This is a genomic window from Mycolicibacterium agri, assembly GCF_002553505.1.
Lineage (GTDB): Bacteria > Actinomycetota > Actinomycetes > Mycobacteriales > Mycobacteriaceae > Mycobacterium > Mycobacterium agri.
The window spans coordinates 1-26,218 of the sequence record NZ_PDCP01000075.1; the positions used below are offsets into that span (position 1 = coordinate 1).

Here is a 26,218-nt window from a genome sequence, read left to right on the forward strand (position 1 = left end):
CGAACCGACGGCAGCAACACACGGGTCGCGACCGATCAGGTGTGGCGAGTGGTCAACAGCCGTTGGGTCTCGCTGCCTGCTGTGGGCGAAGACGTTTGTGGTCGCCGCCGGCATGGGCTGTGGACTCGGCGAAGGCGTCGAGCCGAACGGCGGACGGGGCGGGGGCGTCGCGCCCGGAGGAGGCGTCGCGCCCGGCGGGGGTGTCGCGCCCGGCACCCGAGTCGGCGGAGGGGTTACGCCCGGCGGCGGGGTGTAGCCGGTGTGGTCGCCGGTCAACGGGGTCGCAGGCATGGCCGCCGTCTGAGCGGATGGACTGCTGTGGTCGCTGAGCGCCATCGGATCCGGGATCAACCCGTTGTGACGCTGCGTAAGCTGCAGCACATGTCCGAAATCCTCTGCGGAGACGAATCTTTCGGCTGGCTCACGCGCCATCGCCTTCTCGATCGCAGCGCACACGTCGGTCGGAATGCCCTGCGGCCGCAGGTTCGGCACCGGGGTCGATGTGATCCGCAGATAGTGCGCGATCAGGTCTTCGTCGGTCTTGCGCTCGTGTGGCGGCATGCCCGCGATCAACGCGTACAGCGTCGCGCCTAGGGAGTACACGTCGGCGGCGACGGTCGGCGGGTTGCCCGCGAGCACCTCCGGCGCGGTGTAGGACAGGGTGCCGGTGAAGAACCCCGTCATCGTCTTGAAGCCGCCCGCGATGCGCGCGGTACCGAAGTCGGACAACTGCGGTTCGCCGTAGTCGTTGATGAGCACGTTGGCCGGCTTGATGTCGCGGTGCAGCGTGTCCGCCCGGTGCGCGGTTTCCAGTGCGCCACATAACTTCACGCCGATGCGCAGCGCCTCTGGCCACGCGATACGCCCCTCGCGGCGCACCCTTTCGGCGAGGGAACCCGCTGCGTGGTACGGCATTACGATGTAGGGCCTGCCGGTCTCGGTGACGCCGACCTGCAAGATGTTGACGATGTTCGGGTGGCCGGAAAGCGCGCCCATCGCGTAGCCCTCACGCAGGAAGCGCTCCTGGCCGTCCTCGTCGAGGTCGTTGGTCATCACCTTGATGGCGACGTTGCGGGCCAGGGTCTCCTGGCGGCAGCGGTAGACGACCCCGCCGCCGCCGCGACCGATCTCCACGGCGTCGAGGAACCCGGCCGCTGCCAACTCGGCCGCTATTCCCGACCGCGAGGGCGGGGCGCCGCCCGCGGACCCTATCGCCATGTGCCGATGCCCTCCGGTGACATGCGGATATTTGCGTAATCGATAACCGTACCGAGCAAATTCGCTGCGAACGGCGGATTTGCACTCTTGTCCGACTTCGACTCAGGAACGCTCGCTAGGCTGGCCCGGTGGCCAGGAGATACGCAACCGCCGACGTCGTCGGCCTGCCGGAACTGCTCGAGTTCGTCCGCCCGCGACATCGCATGGTGCTGACCACCTTTCGCGCCGACGGCTCGCTTCAGAGTTCACCGGTCACGGGCGGCGTCGACGGCCTCGGCCGCATCATCATCGCCAGCTACCCGCAGCGGGCGAAGTCGGCCAACATCCGGCGCAGGCCGACCGCGAGCGTGACCGTGCTGTCGGACGACTTCAACGGCCCCTACGTTCAGGTCGACGGTGACGCCGAAGTGATCGATCTGCCCGACGCGGTCGAACCGCTGGTGGACTACTACCGGTCGATCGCGGGTGAGCATCCGGACTGGGCCGAGTACCGACAGGCGATGGTCGATCAAGGCAAATGTCTGATCCGGATCACGCCGCGCCGATGGGGCCCGGTGGCCACCGGCGGCTTCCCGCCGCCATAGCGGCGCACAACCGGACAACAGGCTGGCCGCGACGGCCGTGGGCCGCTGTGGTAGTCACTCAGGATGGCCCGCGTTGCGTCGGATAGCCCGTCAAACTATAGTCTGGACACATGTCCAGTGGCCTGTCGTCTACCCGGACCGCAGGTCGTGGCGGTAGGCAGGCAGTGAACTGAGTATGCGCGTTGCCCTGCTGTCCTATCGAAGCAAGACGCACTGCGGTGGCCAAGGAGTGTATGTCCGCCACTTGAGCCGCGGCCTCGTCGAGCTCGGCCACGACGTTGAAGTCTTCTCCGGCCAGCCTTACCCCGAGGGCCTAGATCCCAGGGTGCGCCTGACCAAGGTGCCCAGCCTCGACCTCTATCGCGAGCCCGACCCCTTCCGCATTCCGTGGCCCAGCGAGATCAAGACCCGGATTGATCTGCTCGAGTTGCTGACGACGTGGACGGCAGGCTTTCCCGAACCCAAGACGTTCAGCCTGCGCGCCGCGCGGGTGCTGGCCGAACGACTGGCCGACTTCGATGTCGTGCACGACAACCAGTGCCTCGGCACCGGCCTGTTGCAGATCGCCGACCTCGGCCTGCCGGTGGTGGCGACCGTGCACCATCCGATCACGCGGGACAAGGTGCTCGACGTGGCCGCGGCGCCGTGGTGGCGCAAGCCGCTGGTGCGTCGCTGGTACGGCTTCGCCGAGATGCAGAAGAAGGTCGCGCGCCAGATTCCTGAGCTGCTGACGGTGTCATCCACGTCGGCGGCCGACATCGCCGAGGACTTCGCGGTGGCGTCGGACCAACTGCATGTCGTGCCGCTCGGCGTCGACACCGCGCTGTTCAAGCCGGCCGAGCGGCGCGTGCGCAACCGCATCATCGCCATTGCCAGCGCCGACGTCCCGGTCAAGGGTGTCAGCCACCTGCTGCACGCGGTGGCCCGGCTTCGCGTGGAACGCGACCTCGAACTGCAGCTCGTCGCCAAGCTCGAACCGAACGGGCCGACCGAGAAGCTGATCGCCGAACTCGGCATCTCCGATATCGTGCACAGCTCCAGCGGTCTCTCCGACGCCGAGCTGGCTGACCTGCTGGCCTCCGCGGAGGTCGCGTGCATACCGTCGCTGTACGAAGGCTTTTCGTTGCCCGCGGTCGAGGCGATGGCCAGCGGTACGCCTATCGTGGCCAGCCGGGCCGGGGCGCTACCGGAGGTGGTCGGACCCGACGGCCAGTGCGCCCGCCTGGTGACTCCGGCCGACGTCGACGAGCTCACCAAGGTTCTCGGCGAACTGCTCGATTCGCCGCTGGAACTGCGCCGCCTCGGCGCCAACGGTCGTCAGCGCGCGCTCGACGTGTTCAGCTGGGAATCCGTTGCGGCCCAGACCGTTGCCGTGTACGAACTGGCCTGCGCTCGGGTAGGCCGATGCTGACCGTCGACTTCGACCGTCTCGGCGTCGGCGCGGGCACGAAGGTCATCGATGTCGGCTGCGGAGCGGGACGGCACTCGTTCGAAGCGTTCCGGCGCGGCGCCGAGGTCATTGCATTCGACCAGAACGCAAGCGATCTCAACGACGTCGACGAGATCTTGCAGGCGATGAAGGAGCAGGGCGAGGTCCCGGCTTCGGCGACCGCCGAGGCGGTCAAGGGTGACGCGCTCGACTTGCCCTATGCCGACGGCACTTTCGATTGCGTGATCGCGTCGGAGATCCTCGAGCACGTGCCGCAGGACGACCGGGCGATCGCCGAACTCGTGCGTGTCCTCAAGCCGGGCGGCGCGCTGGCCATCACGGTGCCGCGGTGGCTGCCCGAACGAGTGTGCTGGGCGCTGTCGGACGAGTACCACGCCAACGAGGGCGGCCACATCAGGATCTACCGCGCCAACGAACTGCGCGACAAGGTGCTCGCGCACGGCCTTCGCCTGACCCACACCCATCACGCGCATGCGCTGCACGCGCCGTTCTGGTGGCTGAAATGCGCTGTTGGGCCGTCGAAGACGAATCATCCGGTCGTCGCGGCCTACCACAAACTGCTGGTGTGGGACATGGTCAGTCAACCGTGGTTGACGCGCACCGCCGAGTCGCTGTTGAACCCGTTGATCGGCAAGAGCGTGGCGCTGTACTTCCGCAAGCCGGAGGTGTCTGTTGCGGGTGCCTGACGCTCCCGGGGTGCCCGGCGTCCTGACGCCGGCGCAATGCCGACAGACCGCTCAGTCGATCGCGGACACCCAGGAGTCATCGGGCGCCATCCCGTGGTCGGTCGGTGGACATACCGATCCGTGGGATCATGTCGAGAACGCGATGGCGCTGACCGTGGCCGGTCTGCTGGAACCCGCGCGCGCAGCGTTCGATTGGTGCCGCGACACCCAGCGCCCCGACGGGTCATGGCCGATCCAGTTGCGCAACGGAGTCGTCGAGGACGCCAACAGCGATAGCAACTTCTGCGCCTACATCGCGACCGGCGTCTGGCACCACCTGCTGATCACCCGCGACCGGCGATTTGCCGAGAACATGTGGCCGGTGGTCACCAAGGCCATCGAGTTCGTCTTGGATCTGCAGCGTCCGACCGGCGAAATCGCCTGGGCGCGAAGCGACTCGGGGCCAGAGCAGGATGCTCTGCTGACCGGCTGCGCCAGCATCTACCACAGCCTGCGCTGCGCGCTTGCGCTGGCCGACTACTTCGACGACCCCCAACCTGAGTGGGAGGTGGCCGTCGGCCAGCTCGGCCACGCGATCGCACATCATCCAGACCGGTTCGTCTGCAAGGACCGCTGGTCGATGGAGTGGTATTACCCGGTGCTCGGTGGTGCGCTGCGCGGTGCGGCCGCGCGGTCACGCATCGACGAGCGGTGGGACGACTTCGTCGTGCCCGGACTCGGCATCCGGTGCGTCGACGACCGGCCGTGGGTCACCGGCGCCGAAACCTGCGAACTGGTAATGGCTTTGGACGCCATCGGCGAAACCGGACGAGCGCGCGATCAGTTTGCGGCCATGCATCACCTGCGCGAGGAAGACGGCTCCTACTGGACAGGGCTGGTCTTCGCCGACGGCAAGCGCTGGCCCGAGGAGCGCACCACATGGACCGGCGGGGCGATGATCCTCGCCGCGGACGCGCTGTCGTGCACGACGCCGGGGAGCGGCATCTTCCGCGGCCACGATCTGCCGCGCGGCCTGGTCGGCGAATTCGACTGCGAGTGCGCGACAAGCGGCCGCTGAACCTACAGCGGTTCGCCGACCGTTCCCGAGGTGCGTTCCAGCACCCGCATCGAGCCGATGGCCGAAACCTCGCGGAACGCACCGGTTTCCAGCCCGCGCTGGTAGATGTGAAACGGCGCCTGGCCGCCGTCCTTGGGGTCGGGGAACACGTCGTGGATGACCAGTGCGCCGCCGATGTCGACCCATCGCGCCCAGCCGTCGAAGTCGCGTTGCGCGGCCTCTTCGGTGTGCCCGCCGTCAATGAACAAGAACCTCAACGCCGTTCGCCACCCGCGGGCGACGACGACCGACTTGCCGACGACGGCGACAACGTGCTCGTCGAGTTCGGCGTCGTCGAGCGCGCGACGCAACGACGGCAGCGTGTCGAAGCGGCCGCTGACCGGATCGACCAGCGAGGTGTCGTGATACTCCCAGCCCGGCTGATGCTCTTCGGACCCGTGATGGTGATCGACGGTGTAGACCACGCCGCCGGTCTGCTGCGCGGCGGCACCGAGCAACAGCGTCGATTTCCCGCAGTACGTGCCGATCTCGACGCCGACGCCGTCGCCGAGGTAGCGCAGCGCCGTGTCGTACAGCGCCCGACCTTCGTCGGCGGGCATGAATCCGGTGACTCGGTCGGCGAGGGCGAAAAGCCGGGCGGCCGATTCGGGCAGTGCGGTGTCGGTGGCGCTCATCGCGGTCCAACTTACCGCCGCGTCCCATTGCTGGTGATACCGCGTTGTAGTAGCGTCCGGACACGTGTCTGACCCGGGCCTGGAATCGACCCGGCGCCGTCTGACCGCCAAGCAGGCCGACACCGTCGAACGCCTGGGCAAGGCCGCCGTCGACATTCTCGCCAGGGAGGGCTTCGTCGGCCTGACCGTGCGGCGCGTCGCCGCCGAGGCGGGTGTCGGCGCCGCAACCGCCTACACGTACTTCTCGTCGAAGGAGCATCTGGTCGCCGAGGTGTTCTGGCGCAGGCTGGCGGCGGCGCCATTGGTCACAGATCAAAACGACGACGTCGCGAGCAGGGTGATCGGCGTGCTACGGCAGATCGCACTGCTTGTCGCCGACGAACCGGAATTCGCGGGTGCCGTCACCAGCGCTCTGCTCGGTCGCGATCCGGACGTCGAAGTGTTGCGGCTGCGCATCGGCCGCGAGATCCACCAGCGGCTGTTGGCCGCACTGGGCCAGGATCGCGACCCCGACGTGATCGAATCGCTTGAGCTGCTGTACGCGGGGGCACTCGTGCGTGCCGGTATGGGATACGGCTCCTACGCCGAGATCGCCGACCGCTTGGAGAAGTCCGCGCGGCTGATGCTCGGGTAGGTCAGTCGATCCTGCCGGCGCTCAGGATCGCGATCGATCCCGCCACCGCCGTCTCGACGAGCTCACGGACGTCGGCGCCGTCCTCGACGGTGAGCGCACTCAACTCGCGCAGGCCGCCGAACAGCAGCACGGCCATCTGGCGGCTCAGCGGTGCGATGCCTGCGCGCTGGAAGCCGGCGTTGCTGCTGAATTCGACGAACATGTCGACGAAGGCGTTCATGCCGCGACGCTGCAGCGCGCGGACGTCCCGGCCCAGCGCGGGCAGCTCGCGGATCCAGCTGAGGGTGATCGCCGGGCGCGCCTCGATCTCGGCCACCCAGGCGTCGACGGCCTTGCGGACCTGCTCGCGCCAGTCGGCTTCGGGATCAACCGCGGCGCGGATGTTGGCGATCATCTGCTGGTTGCCCCACGTGAGCAGTTCGATGAAGCACTCCTCCTTGCTGGAGAACTCGCCGTAGAAGGTGCGCTTCGAGGTGCGGGCGTGCCGGACGATGTCGGCCACCGTGGTGTCGCGGTAGCCGCGCTCGTCGATCGACGCCGCCAGCCCGTCGAGCAAGCGGCGCCGAAACGGGCTGACAGCGTCGTCGACGACGACGGGCTGCCAATCCTTGGCGACGGTCACGCGGCAATCCTTCCGAAAGGTCTGCGGAAAAGCTTGTCACAACACGGTACCGCAGAGTACCGTTTGGGGAAATCCGGCGGTACGAAGCAGTATCACAGAGGTTGGGAGCGATTCGGGAATGACTGAGGCAGCCACCGTCCCCACGGAGTCCTTCGAGACCAGTGAACCGGGTAAGCGGCCACCCGAACTGCGGTTGCCGAGGTATCTGCAGGCGGCCGCCTTCATCGGATTTCGCCGCAAGACGATGCGCAAGGCGCGGCAGCGGCTCGGGCCGGTGTTCTCCATCGACGTGCCGTTCTTCGGCCGGACCGTGATCATCTCCGATCCCGCGCTGGTGCGCACGGTGTTCACGGCCAGCACCGAGGACCTGATCAACGTGCAACCCAACCTCAGCCGAGTGTTCGGGCCGGGTTCGGTGTTCGCACTCGACGGCAAGGAGCACCGCAACCGGCGCAAGCTGCTCGCGCCGCCCTTCCACGGCCAGAGCATCAAGAATTACGAGAAGGTCATCGAAGAAGAGACGATGCGCGAGAGCGCGAATTGGCCTGAGGGCAAGGAATTTCGGACCCTCGAGCCGATGAACCGGATCACGCTGAACGTGATTCTGCGGACCGTGTTCGGCGCCGACGGAGCCGAACTCGACGAGCTGCGCGAAATCATCCCGCCGTGGGTGAAGCTGGGGTCGCGGATGGCCACCCTGCCCCTGCCGCCGTTCAACACCACCCGCTACAGCCCGTGGGGCCGGCTGGAGATTTTCCGCGAGAAGTTCGACCGCATCGTGTTCACGCTGATCGACAAGGCCGAGGCAGACCCGAAACTCGATGAGCGGCAAGACATTCTGGCACTGCTGTTGCGCAGCCGCTACGACGACGGCACGACGATGTCGCGTCAGGACGTCTCCGACGAACTGCTGACACTGCTCGGCGCCGGGCATGAAACCACCGCGTCGTCGCTTGGCTGGGCATTCGAGCGGTTGCGCCGTCACCCGGATGTACTGGCCAAACTGGTCGAGGAGGTCGACGCGGGCGGAAGTGACTTCCGGCAGGCCACCATCCTCGAATTGCAAAGGGCGCGAACGGTCATCGACTTCTCGGGCCGCCACGTCAAGGCGCCGAAGTTCGACGTCGGCGAGTGGGAGATCCCGCACGGTTACACGGTGCTGGTCAGCATCGCCGATCTGCACGAAAACCCGGAAATCTTCCCGCATCCCGAGCGATTCGATCCGTACCGGTTCGTCGAGAGCAAGCCGCCGACGTTCGCGTGGCTGCCGTTCGGCGGCGGCACCCGGCGCTGCATCGGCGCGGCCTTCGCCAACACCGAGATGGATGTGGTGCTGCGCACCGTGCTCGAGCGCTTCCGGATCCAAACCGACGACGCGCCCGACGAGAAGGTGCACCACAGGGGGGTTGCCTACACCCCCAAGGCCGGCGGTCGCGTGGTGATGTACCGGCGCAAGTAGGCTTGCGCTGGTGACCAGCCTCGTCGACATGATGAACGGCGCGATGGCGCAGACCATCCCGCCTGCGCACAAGATGGGCATCAAGGTGGTTGAGGCGGACCGCGGCCGCGCCGTCGCCACAGTGCCGTTCGAGGGCAACGGCAATCACTTCGGCGTCGTGTACGCCGGGGTGCAGTTCACCGTCGCCGAGATGCTCGGCGGCGTGATCGCGCTGGCCACGTTCGACCCCGCCAAGTACTACCCCTTGGTCAAGAACGTCGACATCAAGTTCACCGGGATGGCGCGCAGTGACCTACGCGCCGAGACCAGCCTGAGCGAGGACGAGATCACGCGCGTCGAGGCCGAAGCCGCCGAAAACGGAAAAGCCGACTTCACCCTCGACGCGGTGGTCAAAGATGAAGCCGGACAGACGGTTTCAGTCACGCACGGGCTGTATCAGCTGCGCGCGCGCGGCCGCTAGGCGTCTTGCTTGGCCCGCTTCGGGAGCTTCCAGTTGGGCCGCGGGAAGTGGCAGGTGTATCCCTGCGGATAGCGCTGCAGGTAGTCCTGGTGCTCGGGTTCGGCTTCCCAGAAGTCGCTGGCGGGCGTCACCTCGGTGACCACCTTGCCCGGCCACAGCCCGGAGGCGTCAACGTCGGCGATGGTGTCTTCCGCGATGCGCTTTTGCTCCTCGTCGAGATAGAAGATCGCCGAGCGGTAGCTGGTCCCGACGTCGTTGCCCTGCCGGTTCTTCGTCGTCGGATCGTGGATCTGGAAGAAGAACTCCAGCAGCGCGCGATAGTCGGTCTGCGCCGGGTCGTAGATGATCTCGACCGCCTCGGCGTGCCCGGGATGGTTGCGGTAGGTCGGGTGATCGTTCTGCCCGCCGGTGTACCCGACACGCGTCGAGATCACCCCCGGTTGCTTGCGGATCAAGTCCTGCATGCCCCAGAAGCAGCCGCCCGCCAGGATCGCCTTCTTGTACTCAGTCATGCCTGTGCCTCCTGATTCGTAAACAGCTGCCGGTACTGCCCATATCCTTCCGCCTCGAGGTCGTCGAGGTGGATGAACCGCAGGGCGGCGGAGTTGATGCAATAGCGCAGCCCGCCGCGATCTCGCGGGCCGTCCTTGAACACGTGGCCGAGATGGCTGTCGCCGTGCGCCGAGCGCACCTCGGTGCGGATCATCAGGTGCGAGAGGTCGCGCTTCTCGACCACGTTGTCGCGCTCGATCGGCTTGGTGAAGCTCGGCCAGCCGGTGCCGCTGTCGAACTTGTCGACCGACGCGAACAGCGGTTCACCGGACACCACGTCGACGTAGATGCCTGGCTCGTGGTTGTCCCAGTACTCGCCGGTGAACGGCCGCTCGGTGCCGTTCTTCTGCGTGACGTAGTACTGCTCGGGTGACAACGCACCGACCGCTTCGGGATTCTTGTGATAGTTGCTCTTCATGGCGCTCCTATAACGGTATAGGGCGGTCGATTAATCCAGGTCACAACGGTTAGCGTGGACACATGGCAGTGCGCAGGACGATGCTGGCGGCCCTGTTCGCGATGGTGCTGTGCGCCCCGGTCGCGGCCGCGGAGCCTATTGCTCCGCCGGAGGTGCCACCCGAGGGTGGCGTCGTGTTCACCGACAACCCGGCGCTCCTCGATCCCCATCCGATGCACATCGAGTCCTGGAGTCGCGCGGCGCAGGACGACGCCGTCCTCGTCCACTTCACGTCGGGTCCGCCGGAATGCACCGGCGTGCATGCCACCGCGCAGGAGACGCCCTCGACGGTCACCGTGGATCTGCGCGGCGGCACACCGCCCGAGGCCATCGGCCGGGCCTGCATCATGATCGCCCTGCGCGGGACGCTGGAGGTGCCGCTGCAGGCGCCGCTCGGCGACCGACAGGTGCTCAGCGCTCACTGAACTGGTGCACGACTTTGTACAACGGCTCCCGGAGCGCAGTCGTCAGTGCGAAGGTGATCGAACAGCGGGCGGCCGGCACCAGAGCGACGAGGATCCATCATGCAGAAGCCTGCGTTGTACTTCCCCTTTGTTCACATCCGCAATGACGAATGGCTGAAAGCGGCGGCGCTGTATTGGCCTTCAGTGCGTCGGCTCGTTCCGGACGGATATGCGAAGCGAGACACTCTCACCGAGCAGGTGTTCGCGGAAGCGGGAGTTCTCCAGGATGAAGCCCCGGGGGACCTACTGGCCATGTCGACATGGCATCTGGGACAGGCCCTCTCAGAAAACGCCGACGTTCTTGTGGATCAGTTCGGCGTAGAGCGCGCGAGAGGTTGCTGGGATGGTAAGCGCTGGGCCGATGCTGGCGGTCCAGACTGGGAGCTGCCCGCGCTCGGGTGGATTCACGTGGACAAGTTTCCTCACGGTGTTGCCGAGGCGTTGTCGGACAAGGGGCTCGCGGTTCGGGGACTTCGACAGAAAGAGAATTGGATGGGCTTGCACCCAACTCTCGCCAGCGCCTACATGACCGCTCTCGCCGCTCAACTGAGCGCCGAATGCCACTTCGAACCGCTCACCGACCAAACCGATTTACGGATTGCCTCGCCAAGCACCGATATTCGGTCAGCGCTGAGCCTTCTTCTCGGCCAGTCGACCGAAGTAGACAAGCGAGGGCTGGACACCGGTGTGGCGACCTACCTGATGGTGGCGCTTCAGCAGGTATGTCCAGCGAACCTCGAAAGTATTCCGGCCGAGACGATCCTGCGTTGTCGCACGAGCCTGGCTGAGGAACTGAACGCCTTCCGCGACTATGTCTCTGCTCAACAGACAGAGCTCGCGGAGTTGGCCGCTATCCGCCACGACCGCCGGCGTGTCGAAGCGTTCGCCGACCATGTTAAGTGCACCGTCGAGCCGCGGCTTCGTCGACTTGAAAAGGCCCTAGAGCTTCACAAACTGCAGCCGACGCGCTCACTCTTGCTCGCCCAGTCACTTGCACCCCCAGCGATCGCGGGTGGCGGGTTGGCTGCTGCGGGAGCGAGCCCCACGGTCTCAGCCGCGACTGGCATAGCGGTTGCAATCGGCGTCGCCTGGTGGGAGGTCGGCGCCGTACGAACGGCTGCGAAGGCAGATGAGCCCGTCGCGTTCCTACTCTCCATGAGGGATGAGCTGACCCCGCGAACACTCAAGGCTCGAATTCGGAAGTTTCTCCGTGGAACTTATGGAAGCACGAAAGAACGTAGCTTGCTCGACAAACACGGGTAGAACGTGTTCTAGTTTGTCCCGTGACGAGCAAGGTGTTCACCCGCGCCGAACTGGCCGAGGCGTTCGCGAACTTCGAGCAGACGGTCGCGCGGGCCGCACAGACCCGCGACTGGGATCCCTGGGCCGAGCAATACAGCGAGGACGTCGTCTACGTCGAACACGCGGCAGGGACCATGCGCGGCCGCGAGGAAGTGCGCAAGTGGATCTGGAAGACGATGGAGACCTTCCCGGGCAGCCATATGATCGCGTTTCCGGCGCTGTGGTCGGTCATCGACGAGCCGACGGGGCGGATCGTCTGCGAGTTGGACAACCCCATGCGCGACCCCGGCGACGGCACCGTCATCAGCGCCACCAACATCTCGATCCTGACCTACGCCGGCGACGGGCAGTGGTGCAGGCAGGAAGACGTCTACAACCCGCTGCGGTTCGTGTCGGCGGTCAGCAAGTGGTGCCGCAAGGCGGAGGAACTGGGCACGTTGCCTGACGAGGCGAGGGAGTGGATGAAGACCTACGGGGCGAACGCGGACGCGAGGAGCACGCGATGACCGTTCTCGTGATCGGCGCCAACGGTTATCTCGGCAGCCACGTCACCCGCCAACTCGTCAACGATGGGCAGGACGTGCGGGTGATGGTGCGCGAGGGTGCGAACACCATCGGCATCGACGACCTGGAGACCACGCGGTTCGTCGGCGACATCTGGGCCGACGATGTGCTGCGCGAGGCGATGGCAGGGTGCGATGTCGTGTACTACTGCGTCGTCGACACCCGCGGCTGGCTCAAGGATCCCGCGCCGCTGTTTCACACCAATGTCGACGGCACCCGCAACGTCTTGGAAATCGCGAAAGGCGCTGGGCTGCAGCGATTCATCTTCACCAGCAGCTATGTCACAGTGGGTCGCAAGCGAGGTCGAGTTGCGACCGAAGACGACGTGATCCCGCCGGGGCGGCGTCGCGGCCTGACGCCGTACGTGCGTTCGCGTCTGCAGGCCGAGGAGATGGTGCTGCGGTACGCGCGTGAGCACGGCTTGCCCGCCATCGCGATGTGCGTGTCGACGACATACGGCGCGGGCGACTGGGGCCGCACACCGCACGGCGCGGTCATCGCGGGCGCGGCGTTCGGCAAGTTGCCGTTCGTGATGAAGGGCATCGAACTGGAGGCCGTGGGTGTCGACGACGCCGCCCGCGCGCTCATCCTGGCCGCCGAAAAGGGCCGCGTCGGTGGGCGATACCTGGTGTCGGAGAAGATGATCACCAACGCTGAGGTGGTCCGCATCGCAGCGGAGGCCGCGGGTGTGGCGCCGCCGGCCAAGGCGATTCCGCTGGCGTTGTCCTATGCGTTGGCCGCGATGGGCACGCTCAAGGCGCGGCTGCGCGGCACTGACGAGCAACTGTCGCTGGCTTCGCTGCGGCTGATGCGTGCCGAGGCGCCGGTCGACTGTGCCAAGGCACGGCGTGAGTTGGGTTGGCAGCCAAGGCCGGTCGAGGAGTCGATCCGCGAGGCGGCGCGATTCTGGGTCGGTCTGCGCGAAGCCAAGCGCAAGAGCAGGGCGACTTAGCGCAACGCCGAGATCGACGAAATGGTGCGATCTTCTCGCACTTTTGCGCCCGTTTGTCGGTTTGGGCGTGAAGAGGTGAAGCGGACTAGCGTCGGTGGGGTGAGCGAGAAACTCAATGTCGACCTGTCCGGCGCGCCGCAGACGATGTTGGCCACCCTCTACGCCAAGGCGCTTGACGCCGAGTCCGACAAGCCGGTCCTCGGCGACCGGTGGGCCAAGGACATCGTCGACCGCATCGACTACGACTGGTCACAGACCACGATCACGCCCTTTCGGGCGCCGTCGGTGACCACCCGCACCGCGCACTTCGACCTCTGGGCGCGGCAATTTCTCGCGGTGCACCCCGAGGCGATCGTGCTGCACCTGGGCTGCGGCCTGGACAGCCGGTACTACCGCCTCGATCCCGGACCTGCCGTCGAGTGGTTCGACGTCGACTATCCCGACGTCGCCGCGCTGCGCACGCAGCTGTTTCCGCCGCGCGAGCACTGCCACGTCGTCCCCGCGTCGGTCACCGATCCGGCGTGGCTCGCCGACGTCCCCGCCGACCGGCCGACGCTGATGATCGGCGAAGGCCTGATGATGTACCTGACCGAGGACGAGGGTGTGGCGCTGCTGCGCCGGATTGTCGAGCACGCGCCGTCGGGGGAGTTGCAGTTCGACGCGTTCAGCCGGTTCGGCATCAAGACGCAGTGGACCAACTCCGTCGTCCGGCGCGCGGGGGCGACGCTGCATTGGGGCATCGACGGGCCAGACGACATCCTGGAGGCGGTGCCGGGCTTGCGCCTGCTGCAGTGGATGTCGGTCTTCGACGCACCGTCGTTCGTCGGCCTGCCGTGGCCGTACCGGCTGTTGGGCAAGGTGATGTCGACGACCAAGTCATTGCATTACATGGCGCAATACCACCGCTACGCGTTCTGAGGTTCGCGGCTCCAGTCGACCGATCCCGCCCTGGCGTTCGCCAATGCCTCTGTCCACCACCGTAATTCGCTAACCAGCGTGTCGATCTTGTGGTTCAGCGTCGCGAACAGGCTGGGGTCGTAATCGTCGGCGGTCATGGCGGGCACCCAGTACGTCGGGCAGGATGTGCACGGCGGGGCGGATCGGGGCGAGGCCCAATTCGATGGCCACCGTTCGCAATTGCTCCACCGCGCGGGCTCCGCCCACGCCGCCCCATCCCACGAAGGCGATCGGCTTGCGATCCCATTCCACGTACGTGTGGTCGAGCGCATTCTTGAAGACGCCCGTGTAGCCGTGGTTGTACTCGCCGGTGAGGACGATGTAGCCGTCGGCGGCGTCGATCCGGCGCGCGAAGTCCGCGACGGCGGGATTGGCGTACTGGCGCGGGGTGTACAGCGGCGCACGTCCGTCGAAGCTGGGCAGATCGTGATCACGCATGTCGATCACGTCGACGTCGACACCTTCGCGGCGCAGTCGTTCCGACACCCATGCGGCGGGCCGATCGGCGAAACGCTCCCTGCGGGTGCTGGTGATGATGACGGCGATACGTGTCATGGCATACCTTTCATAAGTGGGGATACTTCCTCGTTTCGAATATGGAGAATAAACGGGGATGGCTCCTCGGTTATTCCGCGACGACGATTTTGCGGTGATGGTCGTGATCTCGGCGCACAGCCGCGGCCGCAAATCGGGGCCGGACAGCGGCGGGACAGGGACCGGACGGGTCCGAAGAGGGGCCAGACGGGGCCAGGAAGGGGGTCGTTGTGCGCACCGATGCGGCGAGCAACAGGTCGGCGCTGCTCGAGGCCGCAGAAGCGGCGTTCGCGGAGCACGGCCTTGACGTGTCGCTGAACGAGATCGCACGGCGCGCGGGCGTCGGCAACGCCACGCTCTACCGGCACTTCCGCGACCGCTCGGCACTGGTCGCCGAACTGTTCGAACGGCAGCTGCGGCGGTACTGCACGCTGGCCAAAGAGGCCGCCGACGCGCCGGATCCCGCGACCGCATTCCGTGAGGCGATCACCGCAACCGCCGCGCTACAGGCCAGCAACCGCGCGCTGGCGGGCCTGCTGGTCTCGCTGCAACCCGTCTCACCCGCCGTGGACGAACTCCGCGACCGGCACTACGCGGCGATCCGCACCGTCGTCGAACGCGCGGTCGCGGCAGGCGCGGTCCACGGTGACGTCACACCCGCCGACGTCGCCGTGCTGCTGATCGCCAACGAGGGCCTGATCCGCAGGGCCGCCGACGACGCACCCGGCGCCAGCGCGCGCCTGGTCGCGCTGTGGCTCGAGGGCGTCGGCGCGCACGCACCGGACGAGCCGCTACCGGCCCCGCCGACCGAGGAGCAGATGGCACAGGTGCTGTCGCGGTCCTGACACGCCGGCGATCAGCGAAGAGCCGCTACGCGCAACGGGGCCCGCGCCTGCCGAGAACGGGTTGACTGCCGCGGCCGCCGTCGAAATCGGAACACCACGGGGTGTGCCCGTCGTCGTCGCGCCAGACGAGTTGCAGCGCGCGCACACTCGGCCCGTAGAGGTTGACCGCATGACACAGATGCGCGTCCGGTTGAGCGACTTCGACGAACTCGAGGTCGACTTCGCCGGCGATCGTCATGGTGTCGCCGGGCTTCGGCTGGACCTCGCAGATGGTGTAGTCGGCCACCGAGTTCAGCAGCTTCGAAGCGAATTCGGGTGATACGCCCGTCACCAGATACTCGGCGAAACCGCGCTTGTGCAACCCGATCGTGTAGGCGAACGGTCGTCGCTCGTCCTCGACGTACTGCACGACCCACCTGTGTTTGGTGATGGTCCTGCGCAACTCCCTGAGGTAATCCGCGGGAGTGGCCTGCGGGTGGTCGCATTGCCAGCACATGGCACGTCCTTTCGTCGTACTTGCCCACACCATGCGCCTGGCCTCTGACAAGTTGACGAGCAGAGTTGACGGGCCTGGCAGAATCGCTCGGTGCCCACGATCAACGGCCAGGTGTCGCACTGGTTCGACCAACTGCCCGCCTACCGGCCTGCGCTGCCCGGCGACCGCGACGTCGACGTCTGCATCGTCGGCGCCGGCTACACCGGCCTGTGGACGGCCTACTACCTCAAGCGCGCCGACCCGTCGCTGCGCATCGCGATCCTCGAAGCACGGTTCGCCGGGTTCGGCGCTTCCGGCCGCAACGGCGGCTGGCTGTCGGGACTGGTGCCGGGCGACCGCAACAGGATGGCCGCCCAGCACGGCCGTGACGGAGTGGTGGCGTGGCAACGCGCGCTCAACGACGCCGTCGACGAGGTCATCGACGTCGCGGCACGCGAGGGGATCGACGCGGGCATCGTCAAGGGCGGCACTATGCAGATCGCTCGCAATGCCGCACAGGCCTCCCGGTTGGCCGCCGAAGTCGAGGAGGAGATGCGCTGGAAGGTCGACGGCATCACCGTTCTGACGAAAGGCGAAGCGGCCGAACGTATTCGGTTCGACGGGGTGGTGGCCGCGTACCACAACCCGCACTGCGCCCGCATCCAACCGGCCAGGCTCGCGCGGAGGCTGGCCGACACGGTCGAGAAGCTCGGCGTCGACATCTACGAACAGTCACCCGTCACCGAGATCTCGCCCGGCAAGGCGAGCACGTCGCACGGCACCGTCACCGCGCCGATCGTGCTGCGCGCGACGGAAGGCTTTACCGCCTCGCTGCCGGGGCTGCGGCGGCGGTGGCTGCCGATGAACAGCTCGATGATCGCCACCGACCCGATCCCCGACGACCTGTGGAACACCATCGGCTGGAGTGGACGCGAAACCGTCGGCGACACCGCCCACGGGTTCTTCTACGCGCAGCGCACCGTCGACAATCGCATCGCGATCGGCGGCAGGAGCGTGCCCTACCGCTACGCCTCCCGCACCGATAAGGACGGCCGTGTGCCCGAGCGCACGATCACCCATCTGACCAAGACGCTGCGCGCCGTGCTGCCGCAGATTCGTGACGTGCCGATCGCGCACGGCTGGTGCGGCGTACTGGCCGTGCCGCGCGACTGGTCGGCGGGAATCGACCTCGACAAGAAGTCCGGATTGGGTTGGGCCGGCGGGTATGTCGGCCACGGGGTCACCGCGACGAACCTCGCCGGCCGCACTCTCGCCGATCTGGTGCTCGACGCCACGACGCCGCTGACCGAGCTGCCGTGGGTCGGCCACCGCTCACCGACATGGGAGCCAGAGCCGTTGCGTTGGCTGGGAGTACGCGGCATGTACCTCGCCTACAAGCTCGCCGACTGGCATGAGGCCCGCGGTCGCGACACCACCTCGCCGATCGCGGTGATCGCCGACAAGATCGCGGGCAGGCCCTAGCCCACCTCGCCGCGGCCCGGGGCGTTAGCGTGCCTTCGCCGCCAAACGGAGTCGACGCAGGCCCGTACTCGCACTTTTGCTGCGTGGTTTCCGTCTCGGCGAAAAATCAGCCCGCTTCGGCCTTGGCCTTGAGTCGCGCCAACGTGACCTCGATGTGCTCGGCGTTGGCCGTGTCGCGGTCCATCACACCGGTCGCCAGTCCGCCGGGCTTGACGAACCACTTCGGCCTGCGGTCCCAGGTGCCCTCGGTGACGCGGCAGCCGTCCTCGGTGGGGACGATCTCGTAGCGCCAGTGCGCGACCGGCAGGCCGAGGTAGCTGACGTCGAAAGCGAACACGCGGCCCGGTTCCGCGTCGGTGACCGTGCAGGTGGTCGACCAGCGCCGAATCCCGTTGCGGTTGGTGCCCCTGAACACTGCGCCCGGCGCCGCCTGCCCGCCCTTGCGCCACTTCATCACTTCGTTCTCCTCGGCCAGCGACGCCAGCGTAGGCAGGTCGGTGATGAGCGAGTACACCGTGCCGCAGTCGGCCCTGATGTCGACGTCGGCCTGGGCGCTGGCCGGTCCGAGAACAGTCATTCGGCGATGGTAGACCCGTGCAGTGGGGGAAGAAATAGCGTCTATGGACCGGTTGCGCATAGAAGGGCAATCGATCCGTCAGGAGACACCCATGACCGACAAACCCGTCCTCGAGCCCACCGCCGAGCACCCCATCACCGTCGCACCCACCGGCAAGCACGTCACCGTGCGCATCAACGGCGAAGTGGTCGCCGACACCGACAATGCGCTGACGCTGCAGGAGTCGACCTATCCCGCCGTGCAGTACATCCCGATGCGGGACGTCGTCGCGAGCAAGCTGACGTCAAGCGACACCACCACGTACTGCCCGTTCAAGGGCGACGCCAGCTACTACAACGTGACGACGTCGGCCGGGGATATCGTCGAGGACGCCATCTGGACCTACGAGCGGCCGTATCCCGCGGTCGGCGACATCGCCGGGCATGTGGCGTTCTACCCGGACAAGGCCGACATCACCGTCGCCTAGTGCGCACCGCGTAGCGCCGTTCGGCGTAGGCCAGATCGTCGCGCCACAGCTTGGTGGCGGCGTGCCGCATGAACGGTGCGATCAACGGCCGGCCCCTCAGCGCATGCACGAAGCCGGGGCGGTCGGAATGCGCGACGACGGCTTCGATCACCGCGCTGCGTGGCAGCCCGTCGGGTCCGGAGCTGACCGGGGTGGCGTGGGTTTCGACGACGCTGCCCGCGCCCTCGCCGTCGACGATGCGCATGACGACTGTGCGCGGCTCAGGGCTGGTGAATTCGGCGACGACGGGGATGCCGAAGCGGCCGATGTGAAACGTCACCGGAACCAGGAAGCGGTCTTGTTCCTCGGGCAGGTCGGCGTCGGCCGGCGGCGCGGACAGCACGTCCAGTTGCGCGAACGAATACGGGTGATACCAGGCGCCGTGCCACGGGTCGAGCCGGTTGGCGATGATGTCGCTGGGCTCGCAGATGCCGACCAACCGCGTGACGGCGTGCAGGCAGGCGCCGTCGGGTCGGGTTGGCACGATCGGCGCGTCGGTCGGCTCCTCGCCGCCGATGTGGTCCAGCCGCACCCATGCCAGCACCCCGTCGTCGTAGGCCGGGTATGGCTTCCAACCGAATTCGCGGCCGCCTTCCAGCCGAAGGCCGTGCCACGGGCAGATCAACGCGCCGCAGTCCACGGTTCCGGTCGACAGGTCCGCGCCCAGATGCGGACACGTTGCGGGCCCGACGTGCAGGGCGCCGTCGAGGCCACGCCACGCGACGATCTCGACGCCGCCGACCGAGGTGCCGAACGGACGCTTGCCGATGTCCTCGGCCGCGGCGAACACAAACCAGCTGCCGCTCGGGCGTCGCTGCGATCGCTGCAACGCGGCGTCGATGATCGCGGGCTGCGCGTCCTGGTACGTCGGCCGCTGGCTGGCCCATTGCTGTCGCGGAAGCAGTTTGAACGGCGAAGTTTTCGCCCATTTCGTCTTCAATTCGGTGAGCACGCTCATCGCACCAATTGCCTTTCCCGTTGCGCGAGTTTGCGTAGCGCAGCGGATCGACCCTGCACCGGCACGGTGTGCAGGGTGTGACCCGCAAGGCCGTACTGTGCGAGAAGATGGTTGGCCGCCGCCCAGCCCGTGGTCGCGGCGCGTTCCATCAGGGCGACGGGCAGGTCGATGCGGACGCCGTCACCGGCCAGGGCGACGGTCGGAAGCGGTGTGCGCACGGTCGGGCGCGCGGCGTGGTCGCCGGGCGCAAACCGCGGGCAGTCGCTGCGCACCAGCACCCGTTCGTGAATGATGTTGGCGCCCTTGGTCTCTGGATAGAGCTCGGGCAGCCGGGCGAACATCCGGTCGCGGAGGTCGTCGGGCGACGTCGTGGCCGCATAGGAGTGCAGCTCGACGACGGAGCCGCCGGTGCGGCGGGCCCATGCCGCCGCCTCGCGTTCGTAGCGTTCCAGCACGCTGACATTGTCCAGCGGCGGCCGCCCGCCCGTGCCGAGAAACGCGGCACGATCGGCGCGCACCGGTCGATCCAGCCACAGCCGCTGCACGACGAACGGCGGCGCGGTGCCCAACGCTGCGACTTGCGCGCGCCAAACGTCACTGCCGAGGCCAGGTGACGCATCGACGATGGTGCGCAGACCGGCCACATCGGTGGCCAACACCAGTCCGTCGCAGTCGAACTCGCCGCCGTTGTCGGTGTGTACCCGCAGCTGCGGGTCGGTGCTCACCGCGGTCACCGACGCGCCGGTGTGAAACCGCACGCCCCGCGACTCCAGATAGGCACGGAGCGGATTCCACAGCGCGACATCGAAATTGGCGTTCGCCACGTCGAAGATCAAGCCCTCGCTGGAGCCGAGGAAGTAAATGTGGAACATGGTGGCCAGCTCGGCCGCCGACAGCCGAGGGGGTTCGGCGAAGAAGCTGCGGGAGAACACCTCGAACGCGAGATGGCGCGCCGCTTCGGGAAAGTTGATGTCGCGCAGGAAGCTGTCAGCGTCGACGTGGTCGAGGCGCTGGTAGATGTCGGGCACCGACACCGCCGCCAATGGTGCGGCCGCGCGGGCGTTCAGCCGCGCCAGATCACGCAGCCGGAACGTCGGGCTGCGCAACGCGAACGCCAACGCATTCAGCGGCGGTGTCTGAGGCAGTCCGCGAAACGTGTCGCGCCGACCCTGCCCGTCGACCAGCGGGTAGTCCTCGACCGGCGTCAACATGCCCAAGCCGTCGTCGATGCGGCGCAACAGGTCTCGCAGGTTGTAGTACTGGCGGAAGAACGCGTGGAAGCCGCGGTTCATCGCGAGCTCGACGCCGTCGGCCGTGTCGGTCCAACCACCGACCCGCCCGCCGAGGTAGGACTCGCGCTCGATGACGTCGACCGCGACGCCGCGCTCGGCGAGACCGGTCGCCGCCGCGAGCCCGGCGATGCCCGCGCCGACCACTACGACGTGCGGCCGCTTGTCCAGCGCGCCTGCATCGGGCAGGCCGTCCGGTGCGGGATGGGTCGCGCGGCGGGGATCGGTCATGACGGGGCATCCCCGAGGAAGGTGTGCACGATGTTGCGCTGCCAGCCGGGCACCGTCTCAGACCGTACATTGACAAACTCGTTGTCCTGCAGTCGCTTCCGGAAAACCTGCGCGCCGTCGAATTCGTTGACGCTGCGCCGCAGATAGCGGTAGAGGCCCGCGTCGCCGCTGCGGAGTTTGCCCATCGGGATGATGATGCCGGCGCACACCGCGTTCCACACCGCGGTGGCCAGGCGGCTGTCGCGCACCGAATACTCGTGTACGGCCAGCGTGGCGCCCGGCCGCAGCAGGGTCCGGAACTCGCGCAGTGTGGCATCGGGGTCGGCGAGGTTGCGCAGCAGGTAGGCGGCGAAGATGCCGTCAAATGGTCCGGTGACACCGGCTTCGGCGATGTCCTCGATGCGGCTGTGCACGAACGACACCGTCGACGGCCAGCGTTTGCCTGTGGCCTCGGCCAGCATGCCCTTCGACGCGTCGACGGCGACGATCTCGGCAGCCGGCGCGACGGCCAGCAGCGCCGCGGTCGACGCACCGGTGCCGCAGCCCGCGTCGAGCAGCCGCAACCCCTTGCCGCCGTTGGCAAGCCGCATCCGCCCGGCCGACATGCGGAGATGGCGGTGGTAGCCGGGATTGGCGTCGACGAGGCCGTCGTAGGCCGCCGCGCCGGCGTCGAACGCGGCAGGAACTCCTGCCTTGTGTGCTCCTCGCGTGCGCAAAAACTTTTCAGACGTCACGTTGCCTCTTCCGTCGCACGGGCGCGCAGCCGCTGCTGTTCCCAGAGCAGCAGCACGGCGGTCACCAATGCGAAGCCGAACAGAAAGTCTTCGACGGGAATGTCGAAGGGGAACCGGATCCCGATGGTGTGGTTCTCGTTGTAGATGACGATCGGCGCCGACAGCTTGGTGAGCCAACCGTCGACGAGTATCTGGAAACCGAACACGATGACCATCGAGATCCAGTACGCCGGTCTGCGGAACAGCCCGGTGCGCAGGACCTTGAATTCCCACGCGCACACCAGAATCACCGCCAGCACCGCGGGCAGCGTGTAGCCGAGGCCGGTCACGACGACCGCTCCGAGCGGGCGCGGCGCTTGTGCAGATAGCCAAGGATGGTGTCGACGGCGTTGTAGGTGAGCAGGCCGCACAACGGAATCACGAGGAAGAACAGCACTTCTTCGAGCGGGATCTTGCCGGGCAGCTTGATCATGCTGATGTAGTGCGGGTTGTAGGTCCACACTCCTGCGGCGATCGCCAGCACGTCCCACACCACGAACACCGCCGCGACCGGCAGAATCGCGAACGCGGCCCGCCGCGCCTGGCGATACACCCCGTCGCCGAACAACTCCAGCGGTGCGGTGATGAGCAGGCAGGCGCCCAAGACCATCAGATACTGCCAGTGATCCATCGCTAGATCTTCGTACTGTGGTTGCGGCGCGCACGCCAGGCTTTCATCAGGCCGACGCCGGCGACCTGCAACCGCCTTGCGGTGCCGACGCTCGCGCGTTGGTTGAAGATCGCGAAGTCGATGCCTTCGATGCGGTCCAGGATCTCCGAGTACAGCGTGTACGCCGACGCCACACAGGGCCGAGACCGCTCGTCGAGCATTTCGATGCCCTTACGGGCGACTTCGTACACGCGGCGGGTGGCGGCGTGCTGTTCGATCAGCGCGCGGCGCACCCTCTTGTCGGTGCGTTTGTTGGCGTGACACCACGCTAATGTGTCGCGGTCGACGCGGTAGGCCGCCAGCTCGTCGGCGGGCAGATACACCCGCCCGCGCTGCAGATCCTCATCGACGTCGCGCAGGAAGTTGGTGAGCTGGAACGCCTTTCCGAGCGCGGCGGCGTACGGCGCGGCCTCCTCGCGGGCACACACCGTGCCGAGCACCGGCAGCATCTGCAATCCGATCACCTCGGCCGAGCCGTGCATGTAGCGCTCCAGCGCCGTGCGGTCCGGGTAGTCGGTGACGGTCAGATCCATCCGCATCGACGTCAGGAAGTCGTCGAACATCTCCCAGGGGATGTCGTAGCGACGCGCGGTGTGCACCACGGCACGCAGCGCCGGATCGTCGCCGCAATCCTGGTTCTGGACAAGCTGATTGAACAACTGCGTGGCCAACTTCTGTAGCCGCTCGCCGCGTTCGGCAGCCGTAAGAGTGTCATCGAACTCGTCGAGGATGTCGTCGGCGCGCCGCGCGAATCCGTACAGGGCGTGCACGGCGGGTCGCTGCTCGGGGGCCAGCAGTCTGGTCGCCAAGAAGAACGTCTTGCCGTGTTCGGCGTTGAGCATCCGGCACTGTCGGTACGCATCGCGAAGTGCCGGGTCATGCACACCGGCGGCGTCGAGTTCGGACCGGATCATGCTGTCTGTCTTCGGCTATGCGTGGCGACCCGGCGACTGGTCACCCCGGTGATCCGGTCGGCGGCGAGCCGACCCGACAACAATGCCGTCGGTACGCCGACGCCGGGAACGGTCGACGACCCCGCCAGCACGACGTTGTCGATGCCGCGGACGAGGTTGGCCGGGCGGAACGGTCCGGTCTGGCCGAACGTGTGGGCGAGCGCGAACGGGGTGCCCGCCACCATCCCCTGGTCGGCCCAATCCGCAGGGTTGACGACGTGCAGCAGCTCCGCGTCGACACCCAGTTGCGGCAGCCGCGCATTCACCGCGGCGATCATGTTGTCGGTGTAAGCACCACCGACGCTCTTCCAATCGACGTTGCCGCGCACCAGGTTCGGCGCGGGAGCCAGGATGTAGAGCAGGTCGCGGCCGTCGGGCGCAAGCGTGGGATCTCCGGCCGTCGGCCTGGTCACCAACAGCGACGGATCACGCATCAGGACGCCGTCGTCGATGATGTCGCGGAACGTCTCGTCCCATGCGTCGCCGAAAAGGATGTGGTGGTGCGGCAATTCAGCGTCCGCCGCCCGGCAGCCGACATGGGCGACGACCGCCGACGGTGAGGGCCGCAGTGGCAGCAGCCGACGCGGCGTGCGGCCGAGCAGGCGGTAGGTGTCGGGAAGCTCGGTCGTCAGGATCACCGCGTCGGCGTCGAACCGCTCACCCGTATCCGTGGTCACCGCCGTGACCCGGTCGCCGCGGCGGTCCAGCCCCGTCACCGTTGCGCCGTAACGGAATTCGACCCCGGCATCGGAGGCCGCGGCCGCCATCGCGTCGGGTAGCGCGCGCATCCCGCCGCGGGGGAAGTACACGCCCGCGACGGTGTCCATGTAGGCGATCACCGCGTAGACGGCCAGCGCACGCTGAGGCGGAACGCCCGCATAGAGCGCCTGAAAGGTGAAGATGCGCAGCAGCCGCGGATCGGTGATGAACCGCTTCATCACCCGCTCCCAGCGGCGAAAGCCGCCAAGCGCGGCGAGCCGGGCCAGCTGCGGCGTCAGCAGCGACAGTGGCGAATCGAAGTTCGCGGCGATGAACCCGTCGAATTCGACCTCGTACAGCCGCGTCAGCCAGTCCCGCAGCCGCAGATAACCCTGCGCCTGCTGCGGCCCGGCCAGCCGCTCGATCTCGGCCGCCATCGCGTCGCGGTCGCGGTGCACGTCCAGGCTGGCGCCGTCGGCGAACACGGCGCGGTAGGACGGGTCGACAGTGTCGAGCTGGAGCCGGTCGGAGGTGGTCTCGCCGACGGCGGCGAACGCCTCGTCGATGAGGTCGGGCATGGTGAGAACGGTCGGGCCGGTGTCGAGCCGATAGCCGTCGATGTCCCTGCGGCCCACGCGGCCGCCGGCAAAGTCCCCGCGCTCGACGACGGTGACGGCACGGCCACGTCCGGCCAGGTGCAGTGCCGCGGACAAACCGGCAAGACCGGCACCAACGACTACCACGTGATCGGTCTTGCCCCCGACGACCCGCATCACACCACCCGCCGCGTGTTATCGCCCGACTTCCGTGCAACGTCGCGCACCACATCCAGCCTAGGCACGCCAGCGGCATGATTCACCGGGTCGGCAAATTGCGCGAACGCGAATTCGAGTCCCAAACCCGCGCCCCCTTTCCACGACCCAGCGACGAAGACCCAGTGGCAACACCGGCACATTCGCGAAGTGTCCATACCCCCGGTGCAGGAAAACGAACCCCAGGAGATGCCACTATTGCTTCATCGCCACCATCGCCCCCTCCAACGCAGCCGATGAGCCGGGAACCGGGCCGACGAAGCCGGTCGAGTGCACCGTCGACTTCCCGGGACCGGTCAGTCCCGGCTTGACGCTGTCGCCGTTGCGGCGCGGCGGCGGGGATCCCTGCTATGTCGTCACATCCGACGGTGCGATCTGGCGGACCAGTCTGCTGCCCGGCGGGCCGGTGACCGCGCGCATCACCCGGGCCGGGCCGAGCACCGTCGCGTGTGAGGCGTGGGGGAGCGGCGCGCGGGAGTTCGCCGACCGGCTGCCGGCGTTGTTGGGCGCCGACGACGACTCGACCGGCTTCGCGCCCGAGGAGCCGACGATCGCCGAGGCGTATCGGCGGGTGCCGCACCTGCGGCTGGGCCGCACCGGGCTGGTGCTGGAGGCGCTGATCCCGGCGGTGATCGAGCAGCGGGTCTCCGGCAAGGACGCGTTCCGCGCGTGGCGGCTGCTGGTCACCAGATACGGCTCTCCCGCGCCCGGCCCGGCGCCCGCGCGTATGCGGGTCCCGCCGCCCGCAGAGGTGTGGCGGCGCATCCCTTCGTGGGAATTTCACCGCGCCAACGTCGACCCCGGGCGGGCCCGCACGGTGGTCGGCTGCGCGCAGCGGGCCGATTCGCTCGAGCGACTGGTCAACAGGTCGCCCGAGGCCGCCCGCGCCGCGATGACCTCGCTTCCCGGCGTCGGCGTATGGACAGCGGCCGAGACCGCGCAGCGCGCGTTCGGCGACGCCGATGCGCTGTCGATCGGCGACTACCACCTGGCCAAGGTCGTCGGGTGGAGCCTGCTGGGCTATCCGATCGACGACGCGGCGATGGTCGAACTTCTCGAACCGATGCGCCCACACCGGCACCGTGCGGTGCGCCTGCTCGAGGCCAGCGGTCTGGCCCGCCTGCCGCGGTTCGGCGCCCGCCAGGCCATCCCCAGACTCGCCGATATGTGACACCTGCCGCGAAGTGATCTTCGCGTGATTACCGCCTTAGCGGCCCGGGTACACGCGGGTCATCAGAAATAAAGGAGATTCTCAATGACGTTGTCAAGCGGCCGCAGCAGTAGTTGTGGGCTGGTAGACGGCGTGGTCGCGGAGCATTGCCC

31 protein-coding genes are annotated in these 26,218 nt (G+C 67.4%); 16 read left to right on the forward strand and 15 right to left on the reverse strand.

What is annotated here, in order from left to right:
• Nucleotides 1–1,218, reverse strand: a 1,218-nt coding sequence (locus CQY20_RS26925) for a serine/threonine-protein kinase (protein WP_133119142.1), incomplete at its 3' end; no start/stop codon positions are given.
• A 128-nt stretch (nt 1,219–1,346) separates the two neighbouring features.
• Between CQY20_RS26925 and CQY20_RS26930 the strand changes: the two genes are divergently transcribed.
• From CQY20_RS26930 to CQY20_RS26945, 4 genes are all read left to right on the forward strand, one after another.
• Nucleotides 1,347–1,802: a PPOX class F420-dependent oxidoreductase gene (locus tag CQY20_RS26930; RefSeq protein WP_097943293.1), complete on the forward strand. Its 456-nt coding sequence runs from the start codon at nt 1,347–1,349 to the stop codon at nt 1,800–1,802.
• Nucleotides 1,803–1,977: 175 nt separating this feature from the next.
• Nucleotides 1,978–3,213, forward strand: a complete 1,236-nt coding sequence (locus CQY20_RS26935; RefSeq protein WP_097943295.1) for an MMP alpha-(1->4)-mannosyltransferase — start codon at nt 1,978–1,980, stop codon at nt 3,211–3,213.
• The gene (locus tag CQY20_RS26940) at nt 3,207–3,938 is read left to right on the forward strand and encodes a class I SAM-dependent methyltransferase (RefSeq protein WP_097943297.1); all 732 of its coding nucleotides are present in this window, start codon (nt 3,207–3,209) and stop codon (nt 3,936–3,938) included. Before CQY20_RS26935 ends, CQY20_RS26940 begins: the two co-directional genes overlap by 7 nt.
• Nucleotides 3,931–4,995 carry an MMP endo-(1,4)-3-O-methyl-alpha-D-mannosidase gene (locus tag CQY20_RS26945; RefSeq protein WP_371871048.1) on the forward strand — a complete coding sequence of 355 codons (1,065 nt, stop codon included), beginning with the start codon at nt 3,931–3,933 and terminating at the stop codon, nt 4,993–4,995. Before CQY20_RS26940 ends, CQY20_RS26945 begins: the two co-directional genes overlap by 8 nt.
• Nucleotides 4,996–4,997: 2 nt before the next feature.
• Here the strand turns inward: CQY20_RS26945 and CQY20_RS26950 are convergent, their stop codons facing one another.
• On the reverse strand, nt 4,998–5,669 hold the full coding sequence (locus CQY20_RS26950) for a class I SAM-dependent methyltransferase (RefSeq protein ID WP_097943301.1): 672 nt from the start codon (nt 5,667–5,669) through the stop codon (nt 4,998–5,000).
• 64 nt (nt 5,670–5,733) lie between these two features.
• On the opposite strand from CQY20_RS26950, the gene CQY20_RS26955 reads away from it, so the two are divergent.
• Nucleotides 5,734–6,303 (forward strand): TetR/AcrR family transcriptional regulator, encoded by a 570-nt coding sequence (locus CQY20_RS26955; RefSeq protein ID WP_097943303.1) that lies wholly within the window; start codon nt 5,734–5,736, stop codon nt 6,301–6,303.
• Nucleotide 6,304: 1 nt separating this feature from the next.
• Here CQY20_RS26955 and CQY20_RS26960 read toward each other — a convergent pair whose 3' ends face one another.
• A complete protein-coding gene (locus tag CQY20_RS26960; RefSeq protein ID WP_097943305.1) occupies nt 6,305–6,925 on the reverse strand; it encodes a TetR/AcrR family transcriptional regulator in 621 nt (206 codons plus the stop codon).
• A 118-nt stretch (nt 6,926–7,043) separates the two neighbouring features.
• On the opposite strand from CQY20_RS26960, the gene CQY20_RS26965 reads away from it, so the two are divergent.
• A complete protein-coding gene (locus CQY20_RS26965) occupies nt 7,044–8,384 on the forward strand; it encodes a cytochrome P450 (RefSeq protein WP_097943307.1) in 1,341 nt (446 codons plus the stop codon).
• A gap of 28 nt (nt 8,385–8,412) precedes the next feature.
• Nucleotides 8,413–8,844: a YiiD C-terminal domain-containing protein gene (locus CQY20_RS26970; protein ID WP_097943347.1), complete on the forward strand. Its 432-nt coding sequence runs from the start codon at nt 8,413–8,415 to the stop codon at nt 8,842–8,844.
• On the opposite strand, the gene msrA is transcribed toward CQY20_RS26970, so the two are convergent.
• Nucleotides 8,841–9,356 (reverse strand): peptide-methionine (S)-S-oxide reductase MsrA, encoded by a 516-nt coding sequence (gene msrA / locus CQY20_RS26975; protein ID WP_097943309.1) that lies wholly within the window; start codon nt 9,354–9,356, stop codon nt 8,841–8,843. The genes CQY20_RS26970 and msrA overlap by 4 nt on opposite strands.
• On the reverse strand, nt 9,353–9,814 hold the full coding sequence (gene msrB / locus CQY20_RS26980; RefSeq protein WP_097943311.1) for a peptide-methionine (R)-S-oxide reductase MsrB: 462 nt from the start codon (nt 9,812–9,814) through the stop codon (nt 9,353–9,355). Before msrB ends, msrA begins: the two co-directional genes overlap by 4 nt.
• 62 nt (nt 9,815–9,876) lie before the next feature.
• Here msrB and CQY20_RS26985 point away from each other — a divergent pair, with 62 nt between their 5' ends.
• The 5 genes from CQY20_RS26985 (at nt 9,877) to CQY20_RS27005 (ending at nt 14,053) form a co-directional block, all read left to right on the forward strand.
• The gene (locus CQY20_RS26985; protein WP_234816434.1) at nt 9,877–10,278 is read left to right on the forward strand and encodes a hypothetical protein; all 402 of its coding nucleotides are present in this window, start codon (nt 9,877–9,879) and stop codon (nt 10,276–10,278) included.
• A gap of 99 nt (nt 10,279–10,377) precedes the next feature.
• Nucleotides 10,378–11,580, forward strand: coding sequence for a DUF6236 family protein (locus tag CQY20_RS26990; protein ID WP_097943313.1), 1,203 nt, complete (start codon nt 10,378–10,380; stop codon nt 11,578–11,580).
• A gap of 20 nt (nt 11,581–11,600) precedes the next feature.
• The gene (locus tag CQY20_RS26995) at nt 11,601–12,125 is read left to right on the forward strand and encodes a nuclear transport factor 2 family protein (protein WP_097943315.1); all 525 of its coding nucleotides are present in this window, start codon (nt 11,601–11,603) and stop codon (nt 12,123–12,125) included.
• Entirely contained in the window at nt 12,122–13,135 is a 1,014-nt protein-coding gene (locus CQY20_RS27000; protein ID WP_097943317.1) for an NAD-dependent epimerase/dehydratase family protein, read from the forward strand. The genes CQY20_RS26995 and CQY20_RS27000 overlap by 4 nt, the downstream gene beginning before the upstream one ends.
• Nucleotides 13,136–13,234: 99 nt before the next feature.
• A complete protein-coding gene (locus CQY20_RS27005) occupies nt 13,235–14,053 on the forward strand; it encodes a class I SAM-dependent methyltransferase (RefSeq protein ID WP_097943319.1) in 819 nt (272 codons plus the stop codon).
• Between the two features lie 69 nt (nt 14,054–14,122).
• Here CQY20_RS27005 and CQY20_RS27010 read toward each other — a convergent pair whose 3' ends face one another.
• The gene (locus CQY20_RS27010) at nt 14,123–14,647 is read right to left on the reverse strand and encodes an NADPH-dependent FMN reductase (protein WP_097943321.1); all 525 of its coding nucleotides are present in this window, start codon (nt 14,645–14,647) and stop codon (nt 14,123–14,125) included.
• Between the two features lie 209 nt (nt 14,648–14,856).
• On the opposite strand from CQY20_RS27010, the gene CQY20_RS27015 reads away from it, so the two are divergent.
• Nucleotides 14,857–15,471: a TetR/AcrR family transcriptional regulator gene (locus CQY20_RS27015; RefSeq protein WP_097943323.1), complete on the forward strand. Its 615-nt coding sequence runs from the start codon at nt 14,857–14,859 to the stop codon at nt 15,469–15,471.
• A gap of 25 nt (nt 15,472–15,496) precedes the next feature.
• Here CQY20_RS27015 and CQY20_RS27020 read toward each other — a convergent pair whose 3' ends face one another.
• On the reverse strand, nt 15,497–15,967 hold the full coding sequence (locus CQY20_RS27020) for a DUF4262 domain-containing protein (RefSeq protein WP_097943325.1): 471 nt from the start codon (nt 15,965–15,967) through the stop codon (nt 15,497–15,499).
• 90 nt (nt 15,968–16,057) lie between these two features.
• Here CQY20_RS27020 and CQY20_RS27025 point away from each other — a divergent pair, with 90 nt between their 5' ends.
• Nucleotides 16,058–17,428 carry an NAD(P)/FAD-dependent oxidoreductase gene (locus CQY20_RS27025; protein WP_097943327.1) on the forward strand — a complete coding sequence of 457 codons (1,371 nt, stop codon included), beginning with the start codon at nt 16,058–16,060 and terminating at the stop codon, nt 17,426–17,428.
• Between the two features lie 106 nt (nt 17,429–17,534).
• On the opposite strand, the gene CQY20_RS27030 is transcribed toward CQY20_RS27025, so the two are convergent.
• Nucleotides 17,535–18,005, reverse strand: coding sequence for an SRPBCC family protein (locus tag CQY20_RS27030; RefSeq protein ID WP_097943329.1), 471 nt, complete (start codon nt 18,003–18,005; stop codon nt 17,535–17,537).
• A gap of 91 nt (nt 18,006–18,096) precedes the next feature.
• Here CQY20_RS27030 and CQY20_RS27035 point away from each other — a divergent pair, with 91 nt between their 5' ends.
• Complete coding sequence (locus CQY20_RS27035; RefSeq protein WP_097943331.1) at nt 18,097–18,471, forward strand: DUF427 domain-containing protein; 375 nt, start codon at nt 18,097–18,099, stop codon at nt 18,469–18,471.
• Here CQY20_RS27035 and CQY20_RS27040 read toward each other — a convergent pair.
• Genes CQY20_RS27040 through crtI form a run of 7 tightly spaced genes read right to left on the reverse strand, consistent with a single transcriptional unit; the run spans nt 18,458 to nt 24,856 of the window.
• Nucleotides 18,458–19,468 carry a Rieske (2Fe-2S) protein gene (locus tag CQY20_RS27040; protein ID WP_097943333.1) on the reverse strand — a complete coding sequence of 337 codons (1,011 nt, stop codon included), beginning with the start codon at nt 19,466–19,468 and terminating at the stop codon, nt 18,458–18,460. The genes CQY20_RS27035 and CQY20_RS27040 overlap by 14 nt on opposite strands.
• On the reverse strand, nt 19,465–20,988 hold the full coding sequence (locus CQY20_RS27045; protein WP_097943335.1) for an FAD-dependent oxidoreductase: 1,524 nt from the start codon (nt 20,986–20,988) through the stop codon (nt 19,465–19,467). The genes CQY20_RS27040 and CQY20_RS27045 overlap by 4 nt, the downstream gene beginning before the upstream one ends.
• Nucleotides 20,985–21,722, reverse strand: a complete 738-nt coding sequence (locus tag CQY20_RS27050; RefSeq protein WP_234816435.1) for a class I SAM-dependent methyltransferase — start codon at nt 21,720–21,722, stop codon at nt 20,985–20,987. Before CQY20_RS27050 ends, CQY20_RS27045 begins: the two co-directional genes overlap by 4 nt.
• Complete coding sequence (locus CQY20_RS27055; RefSeq protein ID WP_097943337.1) at nt 21,719–22,051, reverse strand: lycopene cyclase domain-containing protein; 333 nt, start codon at nt 22,049–22,051, stop codon at nt 21,719–21,721. Before CQY20_RS27055 ends, CQY20_RS27050 begins: the two co-directional genes overlap by 4 nt.
• Nucleotides 22,048–22,392 (reverse strand): lycopene cyclase domain-containing protein, encoded by a 345-nt coding sequence (locus tag CQY20_RS27060; protein WP_097943339.1) that lies wholly within the window; start codon nt 22,390–22,392, stop codon nt 22,048–22,050. The genes CQY20_RS27055 and CQY20_RS27060 overlap by 4 nt, the downstream gene beginning before the upstream one ends.
• A gap of 2 nt (nt 22,393–22,394) precedes the next feature.
• On the reverse strand, nt 22,395–23,345 hold the full coding sequence (locus tag CQY20_RS27065) for a phytoene/squalene synthase family protein (protein WP_097943341.1): 951 nt from the start codon (nt 23,343–23,345) through the stop codon (nt 22,395–22,397).
• Complete coding sequence (gene crtI, locus CQY20_RS27070) at nt 23,342–24,856, reverse strand: phytoene desaturase family protein (protein WP_097943343.1); 1,515 nt, start codon at nt 24,854–24,856, stop codon at nt 23,342–23,344. The genes CQY20_RS27065 and crtI overlap by 4 nt, the downstream gene beginning before the upstream one ends.
• A gap of 346 nt (nt 24,857–25,202) precedes the next feature.
• Here crtI and CQY20_RS27075 point away from each other — a divergent pair, with 346 nt between their 5' ends.
• Nucleotides 25,203–26,066 (forward strand): DNA-3-methyladenine glycosylase family protein, encoded by an 864-nt coding sequence (locus CQY20_RS27075; protein WP_097943345.1) that lies wholly within the window; start codon nt 25,203–25,205, stop codon nt 26,064–26,066.
• The last annotated feature ends 152 nt before the right edge of the window (nt 26,067–26,218 follow it).

Bases quoted from the DNA above. Each gene is read 5' to 3' on its own strand.
- CQY20_RS26935 (WP_097943295.1), top strand. From the start codon at position 1,978: ATGCGCGTTGCCCTGCTGTCCTATCGAAGCAAGACGCACTGCGGTGGC.
- CQY20_RS26940 (WP_097943297.1), top strand. From the start codon at position 3,207: ATGCTGACCGTCGACTTCGACCGTCTCGGCGTCGGCGCGGGCACGAAG.
- CQY20_RS26950 (WP_097943301.1), bottom strand. From the start codon at position 5,669: ATGAGCGCCACCGACACCGCACTGCCCGAATCGGCCGCCCGGCTTTTC.
- CQY20_RS26965 (WP_097943307.1), top strand. From the start codon at position 7,044: ATGACTGAGGCAGCCACCGTCCCCACGGAGTCCTTCGAGACCAGTGAA.
- CQY20_RS26970 (WP_097943347.1), top strand. From the start codon at position 8,413: ATGATGAACGGCGCGATGGCGCAGACCATCCCGCCTGCGCACAAGATG.
- msrA (WP_097943309.1), bottom strand. From the start codon at position 9,356: ATGACTGAGTACAAGAAGGCGATCCTGGCGGGCGGCTGCTTCTGGGGC.
- msrB (WP_097943311.1), bottom strand. From the start codon at position 9,814: ATGAAGAGCAACTATCACAAGAATCCCGAAGCGGTCGGTGCGTTGTCA.
- CQY20_RS26985 (WP_234816434.1), top strand. From the start codon at position 9,877: ATGGCAGTGCGCAGGACGATGCTGGCGGCCCTGTTCGCGATGGTGCTG.
- CQY20_RS26990 (WP_097943313.1), top strand. From the start codon at position 10,378: ATGCAGAAGCCTGCGTTGTACTTCCCCTTTGTTCACATCCGCAATGAC.
- CQY20_RS27000 (WP_097943317.1), top strand. From the start codon at position 12,122: ATGACCGTTCTCGTGATCGGCGCCAACGGTTATCTCGGCAGCCACGTC.
- CQY20_RS27010 (WP_097943321.1), bottom strand. From the start codon at position 14,647: ATGACACGTATCGCCGTCATCATCACCAGCACCCGCAGGGAGCGTTTC.
- CQY20_RS27020 (WP_097943325.1), bottom strand. From the start codon at position 15,967: ATGTGCTGGCAATGCGACCACCCGCAGGCCACTCCCGCGGATTACCTC.
- CQY20_RS27030 (WP_097943329.1), bottom strand. From the start codon at position 18,005: ATGACTGTTCTCGGACCGGCCAGCGCCCAGGCCGACGTCGACATCAGG.
- CQY20_RS27035 (WP_097943331.1), top strand. From the start codon at position 18,097: ATGACCGACAAACCCGTCCTCGAGCCCACCGCCGAGCACCCCATCACC.
- CQY20_RS27040 (WP_097943333.1), bottom strand. From the start codon at position 19,468: ATGAGCGTGCTCACCGAATTGAAGACGAAATGGGCGAAAACTTCGCCG.
- CQY20_RS27045 (WP_097943335.1), bottom strand. From the start codon at position 20,988: ATGACCGATCCCCGCCGCGCGACCCATCCCGCACCGGACGGCCTGCCC.
- CQY20_RS27060 (WP_097943339.1), bottom strand. From the start codon at position 22,392: ATGGATCACTGGCAGTATCTGATGGTCTTGGGCGCCTGCCTGCTCATC.
- CQY20_RS27065 (WP_097943341.1), bottom strand. From the start codon at position 23,345: ATGATCCGGTCCGAACTCGACGCCGCCGGTGTGCATGACCCGGCACTT.
- crtI (WP_097943343.1), bottom strand. From the start codon at position 24,856: ATGCGGGTCGTCGGGGGCAAGACCGATCACGTGGTAGTCGTTGGTGCC.